The organism is Cupriavidus sp. 05L411, assembly GCF_056398045.1.
Genome location: NZ_JBFTOQ010000056.1, coordinates 22,245 through 36,929 on the forward strand (window position 1 = coordinate 22,245; position 14,685 = coordinate 36,929).

Here is a 14,685-nt window from a genome sequence, read left to right on the forward strand (position 1 = left end):
TCGATCAATGGCCAGAGGACACCGGCGTGCCGGCACCCGGTTGCTTGAGAAGGAAGGCCAGCGGCACGCATAGCAGCAGCGCGATGCCCAGCACAAAGAAGGTCTCGGAGAAGGTGATGACGGCCGCCTGCCTGGCGATCTCCCCGGCCATCTGTGCCATGGCCTGGAGCTTCGCATGCGCCATATCGCCATGCTGCGCGAAGAAGCCCGCCGCGCTGGACGAGATGTGCTCCTGTCCGATCGCGCTGTTGGCGCTGACCGACTCACGGATCACGGCGTCGTGATACGTATTGCGGCGGTCGATCAGCGTGCCGAGCAGCGCGAGCCCGACCGAGCCGCCCAGGTTGCGGGCCATGTTGTACAAGCCAGCCGCGTCACCCGCCTCATGGGTGGCGACAGCCGCCATCGATGCCTGGTTGAGCGGCATCATCGCCAGGATCTGCCCGAAGCCGCGCAGGATCTGCGAGCCGATGAAGTCGTGCCCGACGCTTTGCGTGGTGAGCGAGATATCCAGCATGCAGCTGCCGAAGAAACACAACAACCCGGTGATCACGAGCCAACGGCTATCGAACTTGCCAAGCATGCGGGGCAGGATCGGCATCATCAGGAATGCAGGAAGTCCGGAGAGCAGCATGATCGAGCCCGCCTGCTCCGCGTTGTATCCAGCGATGGTGGCGAGGAACTGCGGCAGCAGGTAGGACACACCGTAGAGCCCGGCGCCGACCGTCGAGACAATCAGGATGACGCTGGCGTAGTTTTTGTTGAGCAGCAGCCGCAGCCGCACGATCGGCGTCTTCGCCGTGAACTGGCCAACGACCATCATCAGGATGCCGACCGCGGAAAGCAGCGATAGCCATGCGATCGTCGGCGATTCAAACCAGCGCTCGCGCTGCCCCTCCTCCAGCACCACCGTGAGCGAGCTCAGGCCGATGGCCAGCCCCGCGATGCCAAGCCAGTCCGCCTTGACGAACGCCTGCAGGTTCGCGCGCTCCGGCTTCAGGCCAAGATAGAGCAGCGTCACCAGCGCCACCGAGATCGGCAGGTTCAGGAAAAAACACCAGCGCCAGTCAGCGTTCTCGGTCAGCCAGCCGCCAACCACCGGGCCGAGCAATGGGCCGAGCAGGACGATCAGGCCGAACGCCGACATGCCGATCGGCATCTGGTGCCGGGGCAAGCGCGTGCGAATGATGGTCTGCGCGGTCGGGATCATGGCGCCGCCGGCGAAGCCTTGGCCAATGCGGCCGATGACCATCGCGGCCAGGCTGTGGGATAGCCCGCACATCATCGAGAACGCGGTGAAGAGGATCGCGTTCCACATCAGGAAGCGCCGCAGCCCGAACACGCGCGTGAGCCACGCGGCCAGCGGGATGATCACGATCTCCGACATCAGGTAGCCCGTGGAGATCCACGTGCCCTCCGTGCCCGCGGCGCCAATCTGCCCCTGGATCTGCGGCAACGCCGAGTTGGTGATCGAGATATCGAGCGTGGCGAGCAGCGCGCCGAGCGCGCCGGCCGCAACCGCGATCCAGTCGGCGGTGGAAGCGTTGGGCACTGCGGGCGCGGATGCCGGGTTGCCCCCGGACACGCCGGCACCGGACCGCAGCGCCTTAGCCACGCGCGCCCCCGGCCGCAGCGTGCGCGTGCGTGGGCGCCGCGTGGCGCGTGTCGACCTCTACCGTTACCGACAGCCCCGGCACCAGCGCCCTGCGCGCCTCGCCCGACATATCCAGGTGAATGCGCACCGGCACGCGCTGCACGATCTTGGTGAAATTACCCGTGGCGTTCTGGGCGGGCAGCAGGGCGAACTGGGAGCCCGTGCCGGGCGAAAGGCTTTCGACAGTGCCGTGCAGATCGGCATCCGGCAGCGCGTCGACATGGATTGTCACGGGCTGGCCCGGCATCATGTGGCCGACCTGCGTTTCCTTGAAGTTGGCGCTCAGGTAGAGATCCTGCAGCGGCACGATCGTCAGCAGGCGCGTGCCCGGCTGCGCGAACTGCCCGACGCGCACGGCGCGATCCGCGACGCGGCCGGCCAGGGTGCTGCGCACCAACGTATCCTGCAGGTCGAGCTGGGCGCGGCGCGCGCTCGCCTCGGCCACCGCCAGTTGCGCGCGTGCCTGCTGCAGCTTTGCCTGCAGCGTGAGCGTCTGGCTCTGGGCCGCGCGCAAGGCGGCCTCGTTCGCTTGCTGCGTCGTGGCGGCACGTGTCTGCGCGTTGCGCAACTCCGCGGTCCGCTCCTCCGTCTCGGCGCCAGACTTGACCAGCGGCGCATAACGATCCACCTGCGATGCCGCGTAGCGCACATTGGCCCGCGCTCCGTCGAGTTCGGCCCGGGCCTGCGCGATGGTGGCCTGCTGCTGCGCAAGGTCCGCCTCGCTACGCGCCACGTCGGCCTGGCGCGAGGCGACGGTCGCCGTGGCCTCGTCCAGCGCTGCCTGGTACTGACGGCTGTCGAGCCTTGCCAACGCCTGCCCAACGACGACTGCCTGGTTATCGCGCACCAGGACTTCAGCCACATAGCCGCTCACCTTCGGCGCCACCGTCACGCTGTCGGCCTGCAGATAGGCGTCGTCGGTGGTTTCCATAAAGCGGCCCACCGTCCACCAGTGCCCGCCCCAGGCCGCCGCCCCCGCCAGCACGCTGCCAGCCAGGAAAAGCAGCACCATGCGGCGGCGCTGGCGCACCGCAGGCTTCGCTTGGGTTGACGTGGCTTCGCCTCGCAACAGAGGGTCGGCGGGCGAATCGGCGGGCGCGGCGGTAGACATGGGGGCTCCAAATTATTCCAATCGGCACAATTATTCCAGTCGGACAAATTGTGTCAAGTGATATATTTATCCCCTGGCACGATCTCAAGGATGGCGACGAATCCCATGGCACGACACCGACCGGCCGCCGAAGGCGGCTACCAGCGAGGCGAGGAAACGCGCCTGCGCATCGTCGAGGCGGCGCTACGACTCTTCGGGGAACGGGGATTCGAGGGGGCGTCGACGCGCGACATCGCGAAAGAGGCCGGCGTCAATGCGCCTGCGCTGCAGTACTACTTCGACAACAAGGAAGGGGTCTACATTGCCTGCGTGGAGCACTTCGTCGCACGCGTCTGGGAGTACCTGGCCGCGCCGGTGAGCGCGGCGCAAGCGACATTGGCCAACCCCGACGCCGATGACTCGGACTTGATCGAGGCCTACATGGGACTCCAGGGCTGCTTCGTCTCGTTCCTGAGCGACTCACCCGAGGCGCGCGACTGGCAACTCTTCATGGCGCGCGAACGCGCGGGCCTTGGTCCGCCGTCGGCCTTCGCGGTGATCGACGAACGCCTCAACCGCCGCTTGTTCCCCGTGACCGCGTCGATCATCGGCCGGCTGACCGGACGCAAGCCGACCGATGATGTGACCAAGATCCGGACCATCGCGATAGACAGCCAGGTTGCCGTGTTCCGCATGTTTCGCCGGAACGTGCTCAGCGCCCTCGAATGGGAAACGATTGGCCCTAAAGAAATGGCCCAGCTTGGGGACGTGATTTTCGAGCAGACGAGGGTGCTGCTGCTGGCCTTTGTCGCGGCGCGCGACGCGCAGCAAGGCGCCGCCCGCGACTAAAACTGGCAGGCAGCGGGCAGGCGATTGCGCGAAAGCCTGCAGCGAAAGCCGGGAACAAACGCCGCGCGATACCCTATCTATTCCAGCTTGATCCCCGCCGATTTGATCAATGGCCCCCATTTGGCCACCTCGGCATCGACGAAGCGCGCGAACGATGCACTGTCGCCCGCCTCCGGCTGCAGCCCGAGGCCGATCAGCTTGCTGCGGGTCTGCGCATCGGCCAGCACCGCGTTGGCGTCCCGGTTGAGCTGCTGCACGATGGCCGGCGGCGTGCCCGCCGGCGCCATCAGCCCGAACCAGCCGTAACCCACCACGCCGGGATAGCCTTGCTCGCCGAACGTGGGCGCGTCCGGATACACCGGCGTGCGCTGCTCGGCGGACACCGCGATCACGCGCAGCTTGCCGGCCTTGATAAATGGCAGCGCGGTGGTGATGGCGGTCAACGTCGCGTCGACCCGCCCCGCAAGCAACTCGGTGTAGGCCGTGGAGTCGCCGCGGTAATGCACGTTGAGGCCCTTGAATCTCGCCTGGGCGGCGAAGAGCTCGGCGGTCAGGTGCGGCCCCGAGCCGATGCCCGGCGAGGCGAATGTCACGCCGTCCTTCTTATCACGCGCCATGCGCACGAAATCCGCCACCGTGCGCACCGGCGAATCGGCGTTGACGATCAGGAATATCGGCCCGAGCACGCGTGGCCCTACTGCCACGAAGTCCTTGTGGATGTCGTAATGCTGGGATAGCCCTGCCGCCGCGTTGATGGCAAACGGCGCCGCCGCCCACAACAGGGTGTAGCCGTCCGGCGTGGCGCGCGCGATCTGCTCGTTGGCCACGCGCGTGCCAGCGCCGGGCTTGTTCTCCACCACGAACTGCTGCTTGTACTTGCGGCTGAGCCCCTCGCTGAGCAGGCGCGCCGAGATGTCGTTGGAGCCGCCCGGGCCGTAGGGCGATACCAGGCGCACCGGATGCGACGGAAATTCCTCGGCCTGCACCGGCGCCAGCGCACCGCAGCCCGCGGCCAACAGCACGGCGTTGCCGGCCAGGCGCAGCACTTGCCTGCGCTTGTGCGAGTTCAGTGTCATGACCGCTCCTTGACCGAAGCGGCAGCACCCGCCAGCGGGCGGATCGGCGGATAGACAAAGGTCTTGTCGAGATGCGCGGGCTGGGGCACGTAGAGCCGCAACGTCACGTAGAACGGGCCGGCGGGCGCTGGCAGCCAGTTGCCTTCGTCCGCCGGCTCGGCCGGCGGCGTGGCCGACAGGCGCAGCCGCAGGCTGCCGTCCGGCGCGTAGCGCAGGCTCGGCGAGCGGTCGCCCAGCGAATAGCGCCCCAGCACGTTATCGACCAGCATGCAGTCGGCCTTGTCATACATGGTGAGCGACCAGAACGCGCCCACCTGCGGCAGCGCGTCGGCCGGGAAGACCAGTTCGTAGCCGACGCGGCCATCGAGCGGCGCGCCTTCGCTGTCGCGGTCGGCCATCACGTACATCGCCTCTTGCACGCCAAGCGCGCCGATATAGTTGCGCGCCACCAGCGCGCGCTCGGCGAAACGCGTGCCGAACGATTCGCGGATTTCCACCGGGAGGGTCCAGCCGCCGCCGAGATCGGACGGCAGCGGCGTCGCCAGTTCGGCAAGCACGGCCTGAATGGCGTCGCCCAGGCGGGCAAGCGCATCGTCGCCAAGCGCGGCCGCATCGCAATCCGCGCCAATGCCAAAAGGCGCAAAGCCTGCCACCAGCGCTGCCTCAGCCGGCGGCGGCGGGTTCTCGCGCAGCGCCTGGTTGACCACCTCGGCATAGYGGCGCGGATCGCCCAGATGCTCGCCAGGCTGCATGCGCACATCGAAGGCCCGCGCGGCACTCGCCCCGGCCAGCGTGCTCAGGCGGAACTGGTCCTGCAGCGCGTGCACGGCCGGCAGGTCGGCTTCGCCATCCACCAGCACGCGGCCGAGCAGCCACACCGCATCCGTGGGGCAGGCGATGGCGGTGGCGCCCGCCGGCACGTCGCCCTGCCAGCGCGGGCCATGCAGCAAGAGGCGGCCGCGCCCGTTGCCCGTGGTGCGGGTGCCGATATAGCCAAAGGGATTGGTATAGAAATCGAGCAGGCCAAGCACATAGTAGCGGCCCAAGCTGTCGGGCACATCCAGCAGCAGCGGCCCTTGCGACAGGTCCATCCACGCGTTGCTGTAGAGCGTGTCGTTATTGGGCGTGACCACCTGGCGATGCTGCGGGCCAAGCAGCTGGCGCGTGTGAATGAAATGATTGATCCAGCGCACCGGGGCATCCGGCTGCTGCGCGGCAAACACTCCGGCGCTATTGCGGCGCGGGCAGGTGGCGGCGCGCATGCGTGCCATTTCGTAGAGGGGCAGCGTGTAACGGATGGCGTCGAGGGCGGGCGCGGCGGGCACGGCGGATATGGTCTGGTGCATGTTGGTTTCCATAACTTGGTAGGCTCAATCGATGCGGCGCACGGCCGGGATGGTGTACTGGCCTTGCAGGAAAGACGGCGCGGGATGGTAGAGCCGCAGGATCAGGTAGAACGAGCCGGCAGGCGCGGGCAGCCAGTTCTCCTGCTGCTGCGCTCGCGCGTGCGAGATGGGAATCACCAGGCTGCCATCGGCCTCCATGCGCAAGCCCGGCGTGCGGTCGCCCACGGCGTAGCGGCCGATCTCGTTGGCGCTGAARTAACGATCCTCGCCGTACAGCGACACGGACCAGAACGCTTGCGCGGGCGGCAGCATGCCGGGCGCGAAGCGCAGCTCGTAACGGCGACGGCCATCGAGCGGCGCGCCGTCGGCATCGAAATCGGCCATGGCGTAGATCGCCTCGTCCGCGCGCAGGGCGCCCAGGCCCTTCATCGCGGTGCAGGCGCGCTGCAGCCAGTCGTCGCCGTACATGCCCAGCTTCAGGCTGTAGCCCCAGCTCTTGCGGCCCTGGCTGCGGGTATGGGCCTCGATCACCGCCATGCCTTGCGCGTAGGCGCTTTCCAGCCCGGCCACGATGGCCGGGCGCAGCGCCGCGAAATCGGTCTCGTCTTCCAGCCGGATGCCGGCCTTGCGCAACAGCGTCAGGATGCCCAGTTCCTCGGCCGCTGGCGGGAACTCGCGCAGCGCGTTGAAGAGGTTGTGAAAGAAGTCCAGCGCCGGCCGGCCGCTGTCTTGCCACTGGTCCACGCAGCGCGGACGCGCCGCGCCCGGCGTGCGGGTCAGCGCGAAGCCCTGCTCAAAGTCACGCGCCACCGCCAGGTCATCCGGCCCCTGCACCAGCACACGGCCGAGCAGCCAGACCAGCGAGCTCGGGCATGACACCGCATGCGCGCCGCTGGCCTTCTGGCCCGGGCCGACCAGCTCGAACTCGCCGCCTTCGGCAGCGACATTGCGTGGTCCCAGGTTCTCGAAGTTGTTGGTGTGCACGTCGAGCAGCTCGATCACGTAGTAGCGGCCCGCGTCGGGCAGCGGCGGAATGCGCAGCGTCACCGGACCATCGGCCAGGTTGACCCAGCCGCAGAAGTACAGCAGGTCGTTGGCCGGAGTGACGATGTCGCGGTCCTCATGCGTCCACTGGCGCTCGCTGGCGGACAACGTGTTCATCGGCGCGCGGCCATAGCCGGTGGCGGCGCAAACCGAGGTCTGCAGGCGGCAGGTGCGCAGCGTCTCGATGAGCGCATAGCCATAGATCACCAGCGGCAGCGCAGCGCCGGCGACCAGCGCCTGCTGGGGGCTGGCGTGCGTGGCGGGGGCGGCGGGAGGGTTCATGTTCATGTGCGTTGGCTCCTGGCGGGTTATTCGAGGGCGGCGCCGCTCGACTTGACAAGGGCGGCCCAGGCGCGGACGTCGTCCTGCATCTGGGCGGCAAAGACGGCGCGCGGCTGCGGGGTGAAGCGCATGCCCAGCGTGGCGGCCTGCGCCTGCATGGCGGGCTCGGCCATGATGGCGTCGACCGCGCGCTCAAGGCGATCGAGGATGGGGGCCGGCGTGCGGGCCGGCGCGAACAGCGCGTACCAGCTGTCGATGCGCAACGGCACGCCGGACTCGGCGAAGGTGGGCACATCGGGCAGCGCCACCGAGCGCTCCGAGCCGGTCACCGCCAGCGCCCGGACCTTGCCGCTGCGGATCAACGGCAAGGTGCCGGCCAGGTCGGACATGGCCACCGGCAACGTGCCGCCCATCACATCGGTCAGCATCGGGCTCACGCCTTTGTAGGGAATGTGACGCAGATGGATGCCGCTGCTGACGTTGAGGCTCTCGCCGGCCAGGTGCCCGCCCGAGCCGGGGCCCCAGGAACCATAGGTGAGGTCAGCGCCTGGACGCTTGGCGGCTGCAATCAGCGCTGGCAGGTCCTTGCCCGTGAACGCCGGGCCTGCCACCAGCACGTTGCCGCCGTAGGCCAGCCGGCCCACCGGCACGAAATCGCGCACGGGATCGTAGGGCAGGCGGGGGAAGATCGCCGGCGCGATGGCATGCGTGGCGGAGATGCCGAGCAACAGCGTATAGCCGTCCGGCGCGGCGCGCGCCACCTGGGCCGAGCCGATGGTGCCGGTGGCGCCCGCCACGTTTTCCACCAGCACGGTGCCGCCCAGCGCGGTCGACAGCTTGGCGGCCACCAGCCGCCCGATGACGTCGGTGCCGCCGCCCGGCGGAAAGGGCACCACCAGGCGGATCGGCTTTTCAGGGTATTTCGTGGCTTGCGGTGGCGCGGCGTGCGCCGGTGTGGCGGCCAGCGCCGTCAGCATGACGACGGCGAGTGCGCCTGCCGCCGGCGCGCGCGCGGTCCTTGCAGCTTGCAAATGCATGATGGTTTGTCTCCAGTTCTGGTGGTTCCCCATCCGCGCTGCCGGTCTGTGCCGGTATCGGGTTGCGCGGTGGGGTCAAGCTTCTTTGCTACGCCATCGCGGTCATGCCCCCGATCCGCCCGCCGGCAGCAAGGTGATCACGGCGTCCGCCGCCACCGCGCCATCGGCGCCGATGATGAACGGGTTGATCTCCAGTGTGTCGAGCCGGGGACCCAGCGCCGCGGCCACCTTCGACACGCGCACCAGCAAGTCGGCCGCCTGTGCCAGCGGCAGCACCGGGTTGCCGCGATGGCCGGCGAACAGCACCGCCGCGCGGCTGCGCTCGAGCATGGCGCGGGCGCGCTCGGGCGACAACGGCGCCAGGCCGAAGGCCATCTGCCGGAAGATCTCCACGGCGGTGCCGCCGATGCCGGCCAGCACCACCAGCCCGAACACCGGATCGCGCCGCACACCCACCATCAGTTCGCCCCAGCCGCGCACCATGCGGGCCACCAGCACGCCCTCGAAAGGCAGGCTGGCGTCGGCACGTGCCAGCGCCGCCTGCATCGCGGCAAAGGCCTTGCGTACCGCGGCGGCGTCCGTCAGGTTGAGCGCCACGCCGCCTACGTCGCTCTTGTGCAGCACCTGTGCCGAGCACAGCTTTACCGCCACCGGGTAGCCGATGCGCTGCGCCAGCGCCACGGCTTCATCAGCGTCACGCGCAAGTCCGTGCGCGGCCACTGGCACACCGGCGTCCGCCAGCAGCCGCATGGCGTCGAACTCCGACAGCGCGCTGGCATCGTCCGGCACATCGCACAGGAGCGCGGCGACCGGCGCCGCGGCCTCGGCAACTGGCACGCTTGCGGCGGCTTCCCACGCTGCCGCGCGGGCCAGCGCGGCCACGGCCTCGATGGCGTGGGCAGGTTCGCGGAACACCAGGCAGCCATGCGCTTCCAGCCACGCCCGCTTGTCGTCGTCGACCACGCCGGAAAGCAGCAGCGGCGCAGCGCGCTTGTCCTCATGCAGCGCGCCGATGGTGCGCTGCAGTTCTTCCCACAAACGCGGCGCGTTGGCGCCACCGGCGAGGAAGGCCACCACGCTGCCGTACTCGCCGCAGGTGGCCACGCCGGCCATCGCGTCGAGCAGCACGGCGGGCTGGGCCACCACCTGCCCCGTCACATCGATCGGGTTGGCGGTGCTGGCAAAGGGGATGCTCATGCGCAGCGCCTTGGCGGCTGCCGCGGGCATGGGCGGCATGGGCATGCCAAGCTCTTCGGCGCGATCGGCCATCATGATGCCGACGCCGCCGGACACGGTGACGATGGCCACCGGCGCCACCGCGTCGGCCATCAACCCGCTCGGGCTGTCCCAGCGCGCCGGCCGGCGCCCGCGTGACAGCGTGTAGCCGAGGCGGAAGAAGTCCTCGAGCGTATGGGCACGATGCACGCCGTACTCGTCGAACACCGCCTGATACACCGCATCTTCTCCTGCCAGGCTGGCCGTGTGCGACTGCGCCGAACACGCGCCTGCCTCGGTGGTGCCCACCTTGGTGATCACCACCGGCTTGCCGGCAGCACGCGCGGCGGCCAGCGCCTGGCGCAAGCGCGCGCCATCGCGGCAGCCTTCCATATACGCCAGGATCACGCGGGTATCTTTGTCCTGCGCCATCCACTCGATCACATCGGCCACCTGCAGGCCGGCCTCGTTGCCAGTGGTCACCCAATGGCTCAGGCCCAGCCCGGCCTCGCGCGCCAGCGCAAAGGCGTAGGCGCCAAACGCGCCGCTCTGGCTGACCAGCCCCACGTCGCCCGCAGGCGGCACGCCAGTCAGCGGGATCGGCGAGAAGGTGGCAAACATGCGCTCGCGCAGATTCATCACGCCCAGGCAATTGGGGCCGAGCAGGGCCACGCCGTGGCGGCGCGCGCTCTCGGCCAGCGCCACTTGCATGGCCAGGCCCTCATCGCCCACTTCGGCAAAACCCGAGGTGAAGAAGATCGCGGCGCGCGTGCCGTTTCGCGCCAGTTGCGCCATCACGGATTCCGTCGCCACCGCCGGCACCGCCACGATGGCCAGGTCGACGGGCTGGCCAATCGCGGCCAGCGTCGCGTAGGCGGGCAAGCCCTGGATCTCGCCGGCGGTGGGATGCACGGGAAAAATACGCCCGGCGTAGCCGAGCTCGCGCAGCAGGCGAATCGGCATGCCGCCCACCTTCTCGGGCTGCGTGGACGCGCCGATGACCGCGACCGAACGCGGTTTCAGCAGGAAATCTAGATTGGGCATGGCGTTGTCTCCGGATGGCCTTGAGTGGCTTGTCTTGTTTGCGCCTGTGCCGGCGCTGTGTGTGTGGCTTCGTATGCGTTCGTGTAGCTTCGTGTGCCTTGCTCTGCCGGCCCGGCTATTGCCGCAGGCCCGTCATGGATTCGATGGTGCGGGTCATCTCCATCAGCAGCGGCGCGATCTTCTTTTCCAGCATGCCGCGCCGCATTTGCGAGCCGGCGATCGCGCAGTTGAACAGCAGCGGGCGGTTCAGGTAGACGATGCGCGAGTACACGCCCACGCCATGCACGCCGCTGCCGGCGTCGCCTTCATTGATGGCAAAGCCACGCTTGGGGTAATGCGCCACGTTGTGGCAAATGGTGTCGTAGCAGGCGGCATACTCCTCGGCGCGCTCGTGGCGCGCGGCCTGCATCAGTTGCTCGAACTCGCTCTTGGAAAGCGTGCACAGGAAGGCACGGCCCATCGCTGTGCTCAGCACCGAGCGCACCGCGCCCACGCCGGGGCGTGCCGCCGTGCCCTCGTGATGCGTGCAGCTCTGCAGATAGGTCACGTCCAGCCGATGTGCCACGCCCATCGATACGGCGCCTTCGATACGATCCGCCAGTGCCTGCATCAGCGGGCGTGCCACATGACGCACCGGCAGCCCGGTCAGGTAGGGATAACCCAGGGCCAGCACCTGGGCGCCGACGAAATACTTGTCGAGCTTGGGATCCCAATCCAGGTAGCCCAGCTCGAACAGCGTGCGGCAGATGCGCGACACCGTGGCGCGTGGCATCTGCAGGCGCTCGGCGAGCTCGCCGTTACCAAGCGGACGCGGCTCGTCGATGAAGCAGCGCAGCAAGGCAAAGCCCTTGGCCAGCAAGCCACCGAAGGACGGGTCCTCTTTCCTGCGCTCGGCTATGAACTGTTCGACCGACGTGTTCATCTTGTCTCCTTGCACCGCAGTGTGGGCGGCGTCATTTTCTGTGTCAAAGAACGGAATGTATTTCCACATATTGGAAATGTAGACCGTTTCTTGACGAAACGCCGTGGTAACCATATGGTTCACAAAACCGAATCAGAATTCGCATACGGAATTAACATGGCCCTCTCGTCCTCTGCCGCGTCCCCCGCCAAGCCGTCCAAGGGGACTTCCGCATTCCCTACCGTAGCGACCCCGTCGATCCTGCAGCCACCGCGCCAACGCCGTGCGCGCGAGACCGAGCAGGCTCTGCTGGACGCCGGCCGCGAACTGCTGGCGCAGCGGGATTTCTCCGCGGTGTCGGTTGCCCAGATCGCCTCCGCCTGCGAAGTGTCGGTCGGGGCCTTCTACGGCCGCTTCCGCGACAAGCAGGCGTTCTTCGAATCCCTGCGCGCGCTGGTGATGCAGGAAACCGGCGATTCCGTGGCGCGCTACCTGCGCGTGGAACGCTGGGAAGACGTGCCCACCGATGTGATGCTGGAAAAAATCATGCGCTACGTGGTGGTCGGCTGCCACGCCAACCGCGGCGTGATCAAGGCATCGCTCAAGCACGCCTCCGTCCGCCCGGAAGAGTGGCTGCCGCATCGCGAAAGCGGGCAAGCCGTGGTGGAACGCATGGTGGCGCTGCTGGTGCCGCGCATGCCGGTGCCGCCGGAGCAGGCGGAGATGCGCGTGCGCTTTGCCATGCAAGCCGTGTTCAGCATCGTGGTCAATGCCATCCTCAACGACGCCGGCCCGCTGCCGCTCGACGACGAACGGCTGCCCGGCGAGATGACCCGGCTGGTGGCCGGCTACCTGGCGCTGCCGGCCTGACGCCATAGCGCCACTACGCGCGGTCCTGCGCGTTCTTTCCCGTCTCAAAGCCTGACCCGATATTGGCGCGCGCATTTTGCTCGGAGCGCGCGCCGGATCCTATAAAACCCCGAGGAGACAAGACATGACAATACGCAGCCCGTTCTGCGGGAAGGCCGCCGTCCTGCTGGCCTGCGCCTGCGCGGCACTGCTGCCGCTGGCAGCCCAGGCGCAAGCCAGCTATCCCGCCAAGCCCCTGCACCTGATCGTGCCCTACCCGGCCGGCGGCCTCACCGACACGCTCTCGCGCACGCTGGCCGAAGGCCTGGGCAAGCGGCTGGGACAAACCGTGGTGGTGGAGAACAAGGGCGGCGCCGGCGGCATCATCGGCACCGACTACGTGGCCAAGTCGGCGCCCGATGGCTACACGCTGCTGCTGACCATCCCCGGTCCCATCACCGCCAATCTCGCCCTCTACAAGAAGCTGCCCTACGACCCGCGCACCGACCTGCGCCAGGTGTCCGACATCGCCATGGCGCGCACGGTGCTAGCCGTCAACGGCACGCTGCCGGTGAAGACCGTGGCGGAACTGATCGCTTATGCCAAGAAGGAACCCGGCAAGCTGCGCATGGGCTCCTGGGGCCCGGGCACACAGCCGCACACCATCCAGGCCTACCTAGACAAAACCTACGGCATCGATATCCTGCACGTGCCGTATCGCGGCGAAGGCCCGATGGTGAGCGACCTGCTCGCCGGCCAGGTCAACATGACGGTTGGCTCGGTAACCTCGCTCAAGCAACACTTCGCCAGCGGCAAGCTGCGAGCGCTGGCCGTCACCGGCACACGGCGCGCCAAGGCCTTGCCCGACGTGCCGACCTTTGCCGAAGCCGGCTATCCCGACGAGCCGTACAAGCTGACCGGCCCCATCACGCTGCTGGTCCCGGCACGCACGCCCGGCGACATCGTCGAGCGCCTGGGCCGCGAGGTGAGCGCACTGGTGAAGACGCCGGAGATCAGCCAGCGCATCGAGGACATGGGTGCAGAGCCGATCGGCAACCTGCCGGCAGAAGCCGTGGCCGCCTACAAGGCCTACCTGCCGGGCGTGCTCAAGCTGACCGCGGAGACCGGCGTCACGCTGGACTAAGGCCGGACTCAGGCTGGACTGACCCCGCCGCTGTGCAACGTGATAGTGCAGCGGGATAATGCAGCGCGGCAATGACCGCTATGAATCCGGCGCGGCTTAGCTTGGCCGCCGCGCCCGGCACTCATACAATGGCTGCACCCCGCGCGGCGCCCCCGCGTTCGCGTGCCGATTCCCCTTTTACCGCTTCCCGGGTGCCTACCGGCGCCGACATCACGCATGGCAACGCTCTTCCTGGTACGGCACGGTCAAGCCTCGTTCGGCGCCGCCAACTACGACTGCCTCTCCGACACCGGCCGGCAACAGGCCCGCTGGCTGGGCGAATACTTCCGCGAGCGCGGCGTCGCATTCAAGCGGGTGGTGGCCGGCTCTCTGGTGCGCCAGCAGGACACCGCGCTGGAGATCCTGGCCGGCATGGGCACCGGCGATGTGCCGGTCCAGACGAACATCGAAACCCACCTCGGCCTTAACGAATACGATGGCGAAGCGCTGTACCGCAGCCATACCGGCGGGGCGGATCATCGCGCGCACCAGAACGCGGACTACAACGACTACTGGCGCACATTCCGCGCGGCGTATCAGGCCTGGACGCTGGATCAGCTGGTGGGCATGCCGGAATCATGGGCGGAGTTTGGCGGGCGGATCCGCGATAGCTTGTTGCATGCCACGCAAGGGGCTTCGCGGGAGGATGCGGTGTTGGTTGTCAGTTCCGGCGGGGCGATCGGGCGGGCTACCGCGGATTTGCTGGGTGCGCCGGCGCAGACTGCGATCGAGTTGAATTTGCAGTTTCGGAATACGGCGTTTTGCGAGATTATTTCTGGGCGCGGGATGCAGCGGTTGCTTAGTTTTAATAGTTTGCCGCATTTGGATCGGGTTGATCGGCGGGATGCTATTACGTTTGCTTGAGGGGTGCCGGGCCGGGGTTGGCTGGCGATTTTGGTCGGTTTTTCTGCGGCGTTGGCTTTTGCACCCAAGGTGCCGTACGACATTGTCCTGCGGGGTTGCTGTTTCTTTAAGCGGCGTTGGCTTTTGTACCCAAGGGCCATACGACATCCCCCTGCGGGGGCTGCCGGTCACTCTTCTTTGCGTCGGCAAAGAAGACTAACGAGAAGAAAGCCGACCCTGCCGGGTGCAGAGCAATCGGGCTTATGTGGGGC

Annotated in this window: 12 protein-coding genes; 4 read left to right on the forward strand and 8 right to left on the reverse strand. The window is 67.8% G+C overall.

Annotation, left to right across the window (positions count from 1 at the left end; all coding sequences use genetic code 11):
• Positions 1-4: 4 nt before the first annotated feature.
• Positions 5-1,603, reverse strand: coding sequence for a DHA2 family efflux MFS transporter permease subunit (locus AC1DQR_RS35815; protein ID WP_477134753.1), 1,599 nt, complete (start codon positions 1,601-1,603; stop codon positions 5-7).
• Positions 1,604-1,607: 4 nt separating this feature from the next.
• Positions 1,608-2,765 carry an HlyD family secretion protein gene (locus AC1DQR_RS35820; protein WP_416051458.1) on the reverse strand — a complete coding sequence of 386 codons (1,158 nt, stop codon included), beginning with the start codon at positions 2,763-2,765 and terminating at the stop codon, positions 1,608-1,610.
• Between the two features lie 90 nt (positions 2,766-2,855).
• Between AC1DQR_RS35820 and AC1DQR_RS35825 the strand changes: the two genes are divergently transcribed.
• Positions 2,856-3,593 carry a CerR family C-terminal domain-containing protein gene (locus AC1DQR_RS35825; protein ID WP_477134746.1) on the forward strand — a complete coding sequence of 246 codons (738 nt, stop codon included), beginning with the start codon at positions 2,856-2,858 and terminating at the stop codon, positions 3,591-3,593.
• Positions 3,594-3,670: 77 nt separating this feature from the next.
• Here AC1DQR_RS35825 and AC1DQR_RS35830 read toward each other — a convergent pair whose 3' ends face one another.
• The 6 genes from AC1DQR_RS35830 to AC1DQR_RS35855 all read right to left on the reverse strand — a co-directional run bounded on the left by AC1DQR_RS35830 (position 3,671) and on the right by AC1DQR_RS35855 (position 11,559).
• Positions 3,671-4,669, reverse strand: a complete 999-nt coding sequence (locus AC1DQR_RS35830; RefSeq protein WP_477134747.1) for a Bug family tripartite tricarboxylate transporter substrate binding protein — start codon at positions 4,667-4,669, stop codon at positions 3,671-3,673.
• Positions 4,666-6,015, reverse strand: coding sequence for a DUF1254 domain-containing protein (locus AC1DQR_RS35835; RefSeq protein ID WP_477134748.1), 1,350 nt, complete (start codon positions 6,013-6,015; stop codon positions 4,666-4,668). Before AC1DQR_RS35835 ends, AC1DQR_RS35830 begins: the two co-directional genes overlap by 4 nt.
• Positions 6,016-6,039: 24 nt before the next feature.
• The gene (locus tag AC1DQR_RS35840; RefSeq protein ID WP_477134754.1) at positions 6,040-7,341 is read right to left on the reverse strand and encodes a DUF1254 domain-containing protein; all 1,302 of its coding nucleotides are present in this window, start codon (positions 7,339-7,341) and stop codon (positions 6,040-6,042) included.
• Positions 7,342-7,367: 26 nt separating this feature from the next.
• A complete protein-coding gene (locus tag AC1DQR_RS35845; RefSeq protein ID WP_416051454.1) occupies positions 7,368-8,378 on the reverse strand; it encodes a Bug family tripartite tricarboxylate transporter substrate binding protein in 1,011 nt (336 codons plus the stop codon).
• A gap of 102 nt (positions 8,379-8,480) precedes the next feature.
• Entirely contained in the window at positions 8,481-10,637 is a 2,157-nt protein-coding gene (locus AC1DQR_RS35850; RefSeq protein WP_477134749.1) for an acetate--CoA ligase family protein, read from the reverse strand.
• Positions 10,638-10,752: 115 nt separating this feature from the next.
• Entirely contained in the window at positions 10,753-11,559 is an 807-nt protein-coding gene (locus tag AC1DQR_RS35855; RefSeq protein WP_416051452.1) for an IclR family transcriptional regulator, read from the reverse strand.
• A gap of 156 nt (positions 11,560-11,715) precedes the next feature.
• Between AC1DQR_RS35855 and AC1DQR_RS35860 the strand changes: the two genes are divergently transcribed.
• From AC1DQR_RS35860 to AC1DQR_RS35870, 3 genes are all read left to right on the forward strand, one after another.
• Positions 11,716-12,408 carry a TetR/AcrR family transcriptional regulator gene (locus AC1DQR_RS35860; protein WP_416051451.1) on the forward strand — a complete coding sequence of 231 codons (693 nt, stop codon included), beginning with the start codon at positions 11,716-11,718 and terminating at the stop codon, positions 12,406-12,408.
• Positions 12,409-12,532: 124 nt separating this feature from the next.
• A complete protein-coding gene (locus tag AC1DQR_RS35865; protein WP_477134750.1) occupies positions 12,533-13,531 on the forward strand; it encodes a Bug family tripartite tricarboxylate transporter substrate binding protein in 999 nt (332 codons plus the stop codon).
• Between the two features lie 216 nt (positions 13,532-13,747).
• Positions 13,748-14,434, forward strand: a complete 687-nt coding sequence (locus tag AC1DQR_RS35870; RefSeq protein ID WP_416051449.1) for a histidine phosphatase family protein — start codon at positions 13,748-13,750, stop codon at positions 14,432-14,434.
• Positions 14,435-14,685: the final 251 nt, after the last annotated feature.

What these genes read in the sequence shown, in the direction of transcription:
- AC1DQR_RS35820 (WP_416051458.1), bottom strand. Translation starts at nt 2,765, where the DNA reads ATGTCTACCGCCGCGCCCGCCGATTCGCCCGCCGACCCTCTGTTGCGA.
- AC1DQR_RS35825 (WP_477134746.1), top strand. Translation starts at nt 2,856, where the DNA reads ATGGCGACGAATCCCATGGCACGACACCGACCGGCCGCCGAAGGCGGC.
- AC1DQR_RS35830 (WP_477134747.1), bottom strand. Translation starts at nt 4,669, where the DNA reads ATGACACTGAACTCGCACAAGCGCAGGCAAGTGCTGCGCCTGGCCGGC.
- AC1DQR_RS35845 (WP_416051454.1), bottom strand. Translation starts at nt 8,378, where the DNA reads ATGCATTTGCAAGCTGCAAGGACCGCGCGCGCGCCGGCGGCAGGCGCA.
- AC1DQR_RS35850 (WP_477134749.1), bottom strand. Translation starts at nt 10,637, where the DNA reads ATGCCCAATCTAGATTTCCTGCTGAAACCGCGTTCGGTCGCGGTCATC.
- AC1DQR_RS35855 (WP_416051452.1), bottom strand. Translation starts at nt 11,559, where the DNA reads ATGAACACGTCGGTCGAACAGTTCATAGCCGAGCGCAGGAAAGAGGAC.
- AC1DQR_RS35860 (WP_416051451.1), top strand. Translation starts at nt 11,716, where the DNA reads ATGGCCCTCTCGTCCTCTGCCGCGTCCCCCGCCAAGCCGTCCAAGGGG.
- AC1DQR_RS35865 (WP_477134750.1), top strand. Translation starts at nt 12,533, where the DNA reads ATGACAATACGCAGCCCGTTCTGCGGGAAGGCCGCCGTCCTGCTGGCC.
- AC1DQR_RS35870 (WP_416051449.1), top strand. Translation starts at nt 13,748, where the DNA reads ATGGCAACGCTCTTCCTGGTACGGCACGGTCAAGCCTCGTTCGGCGCC.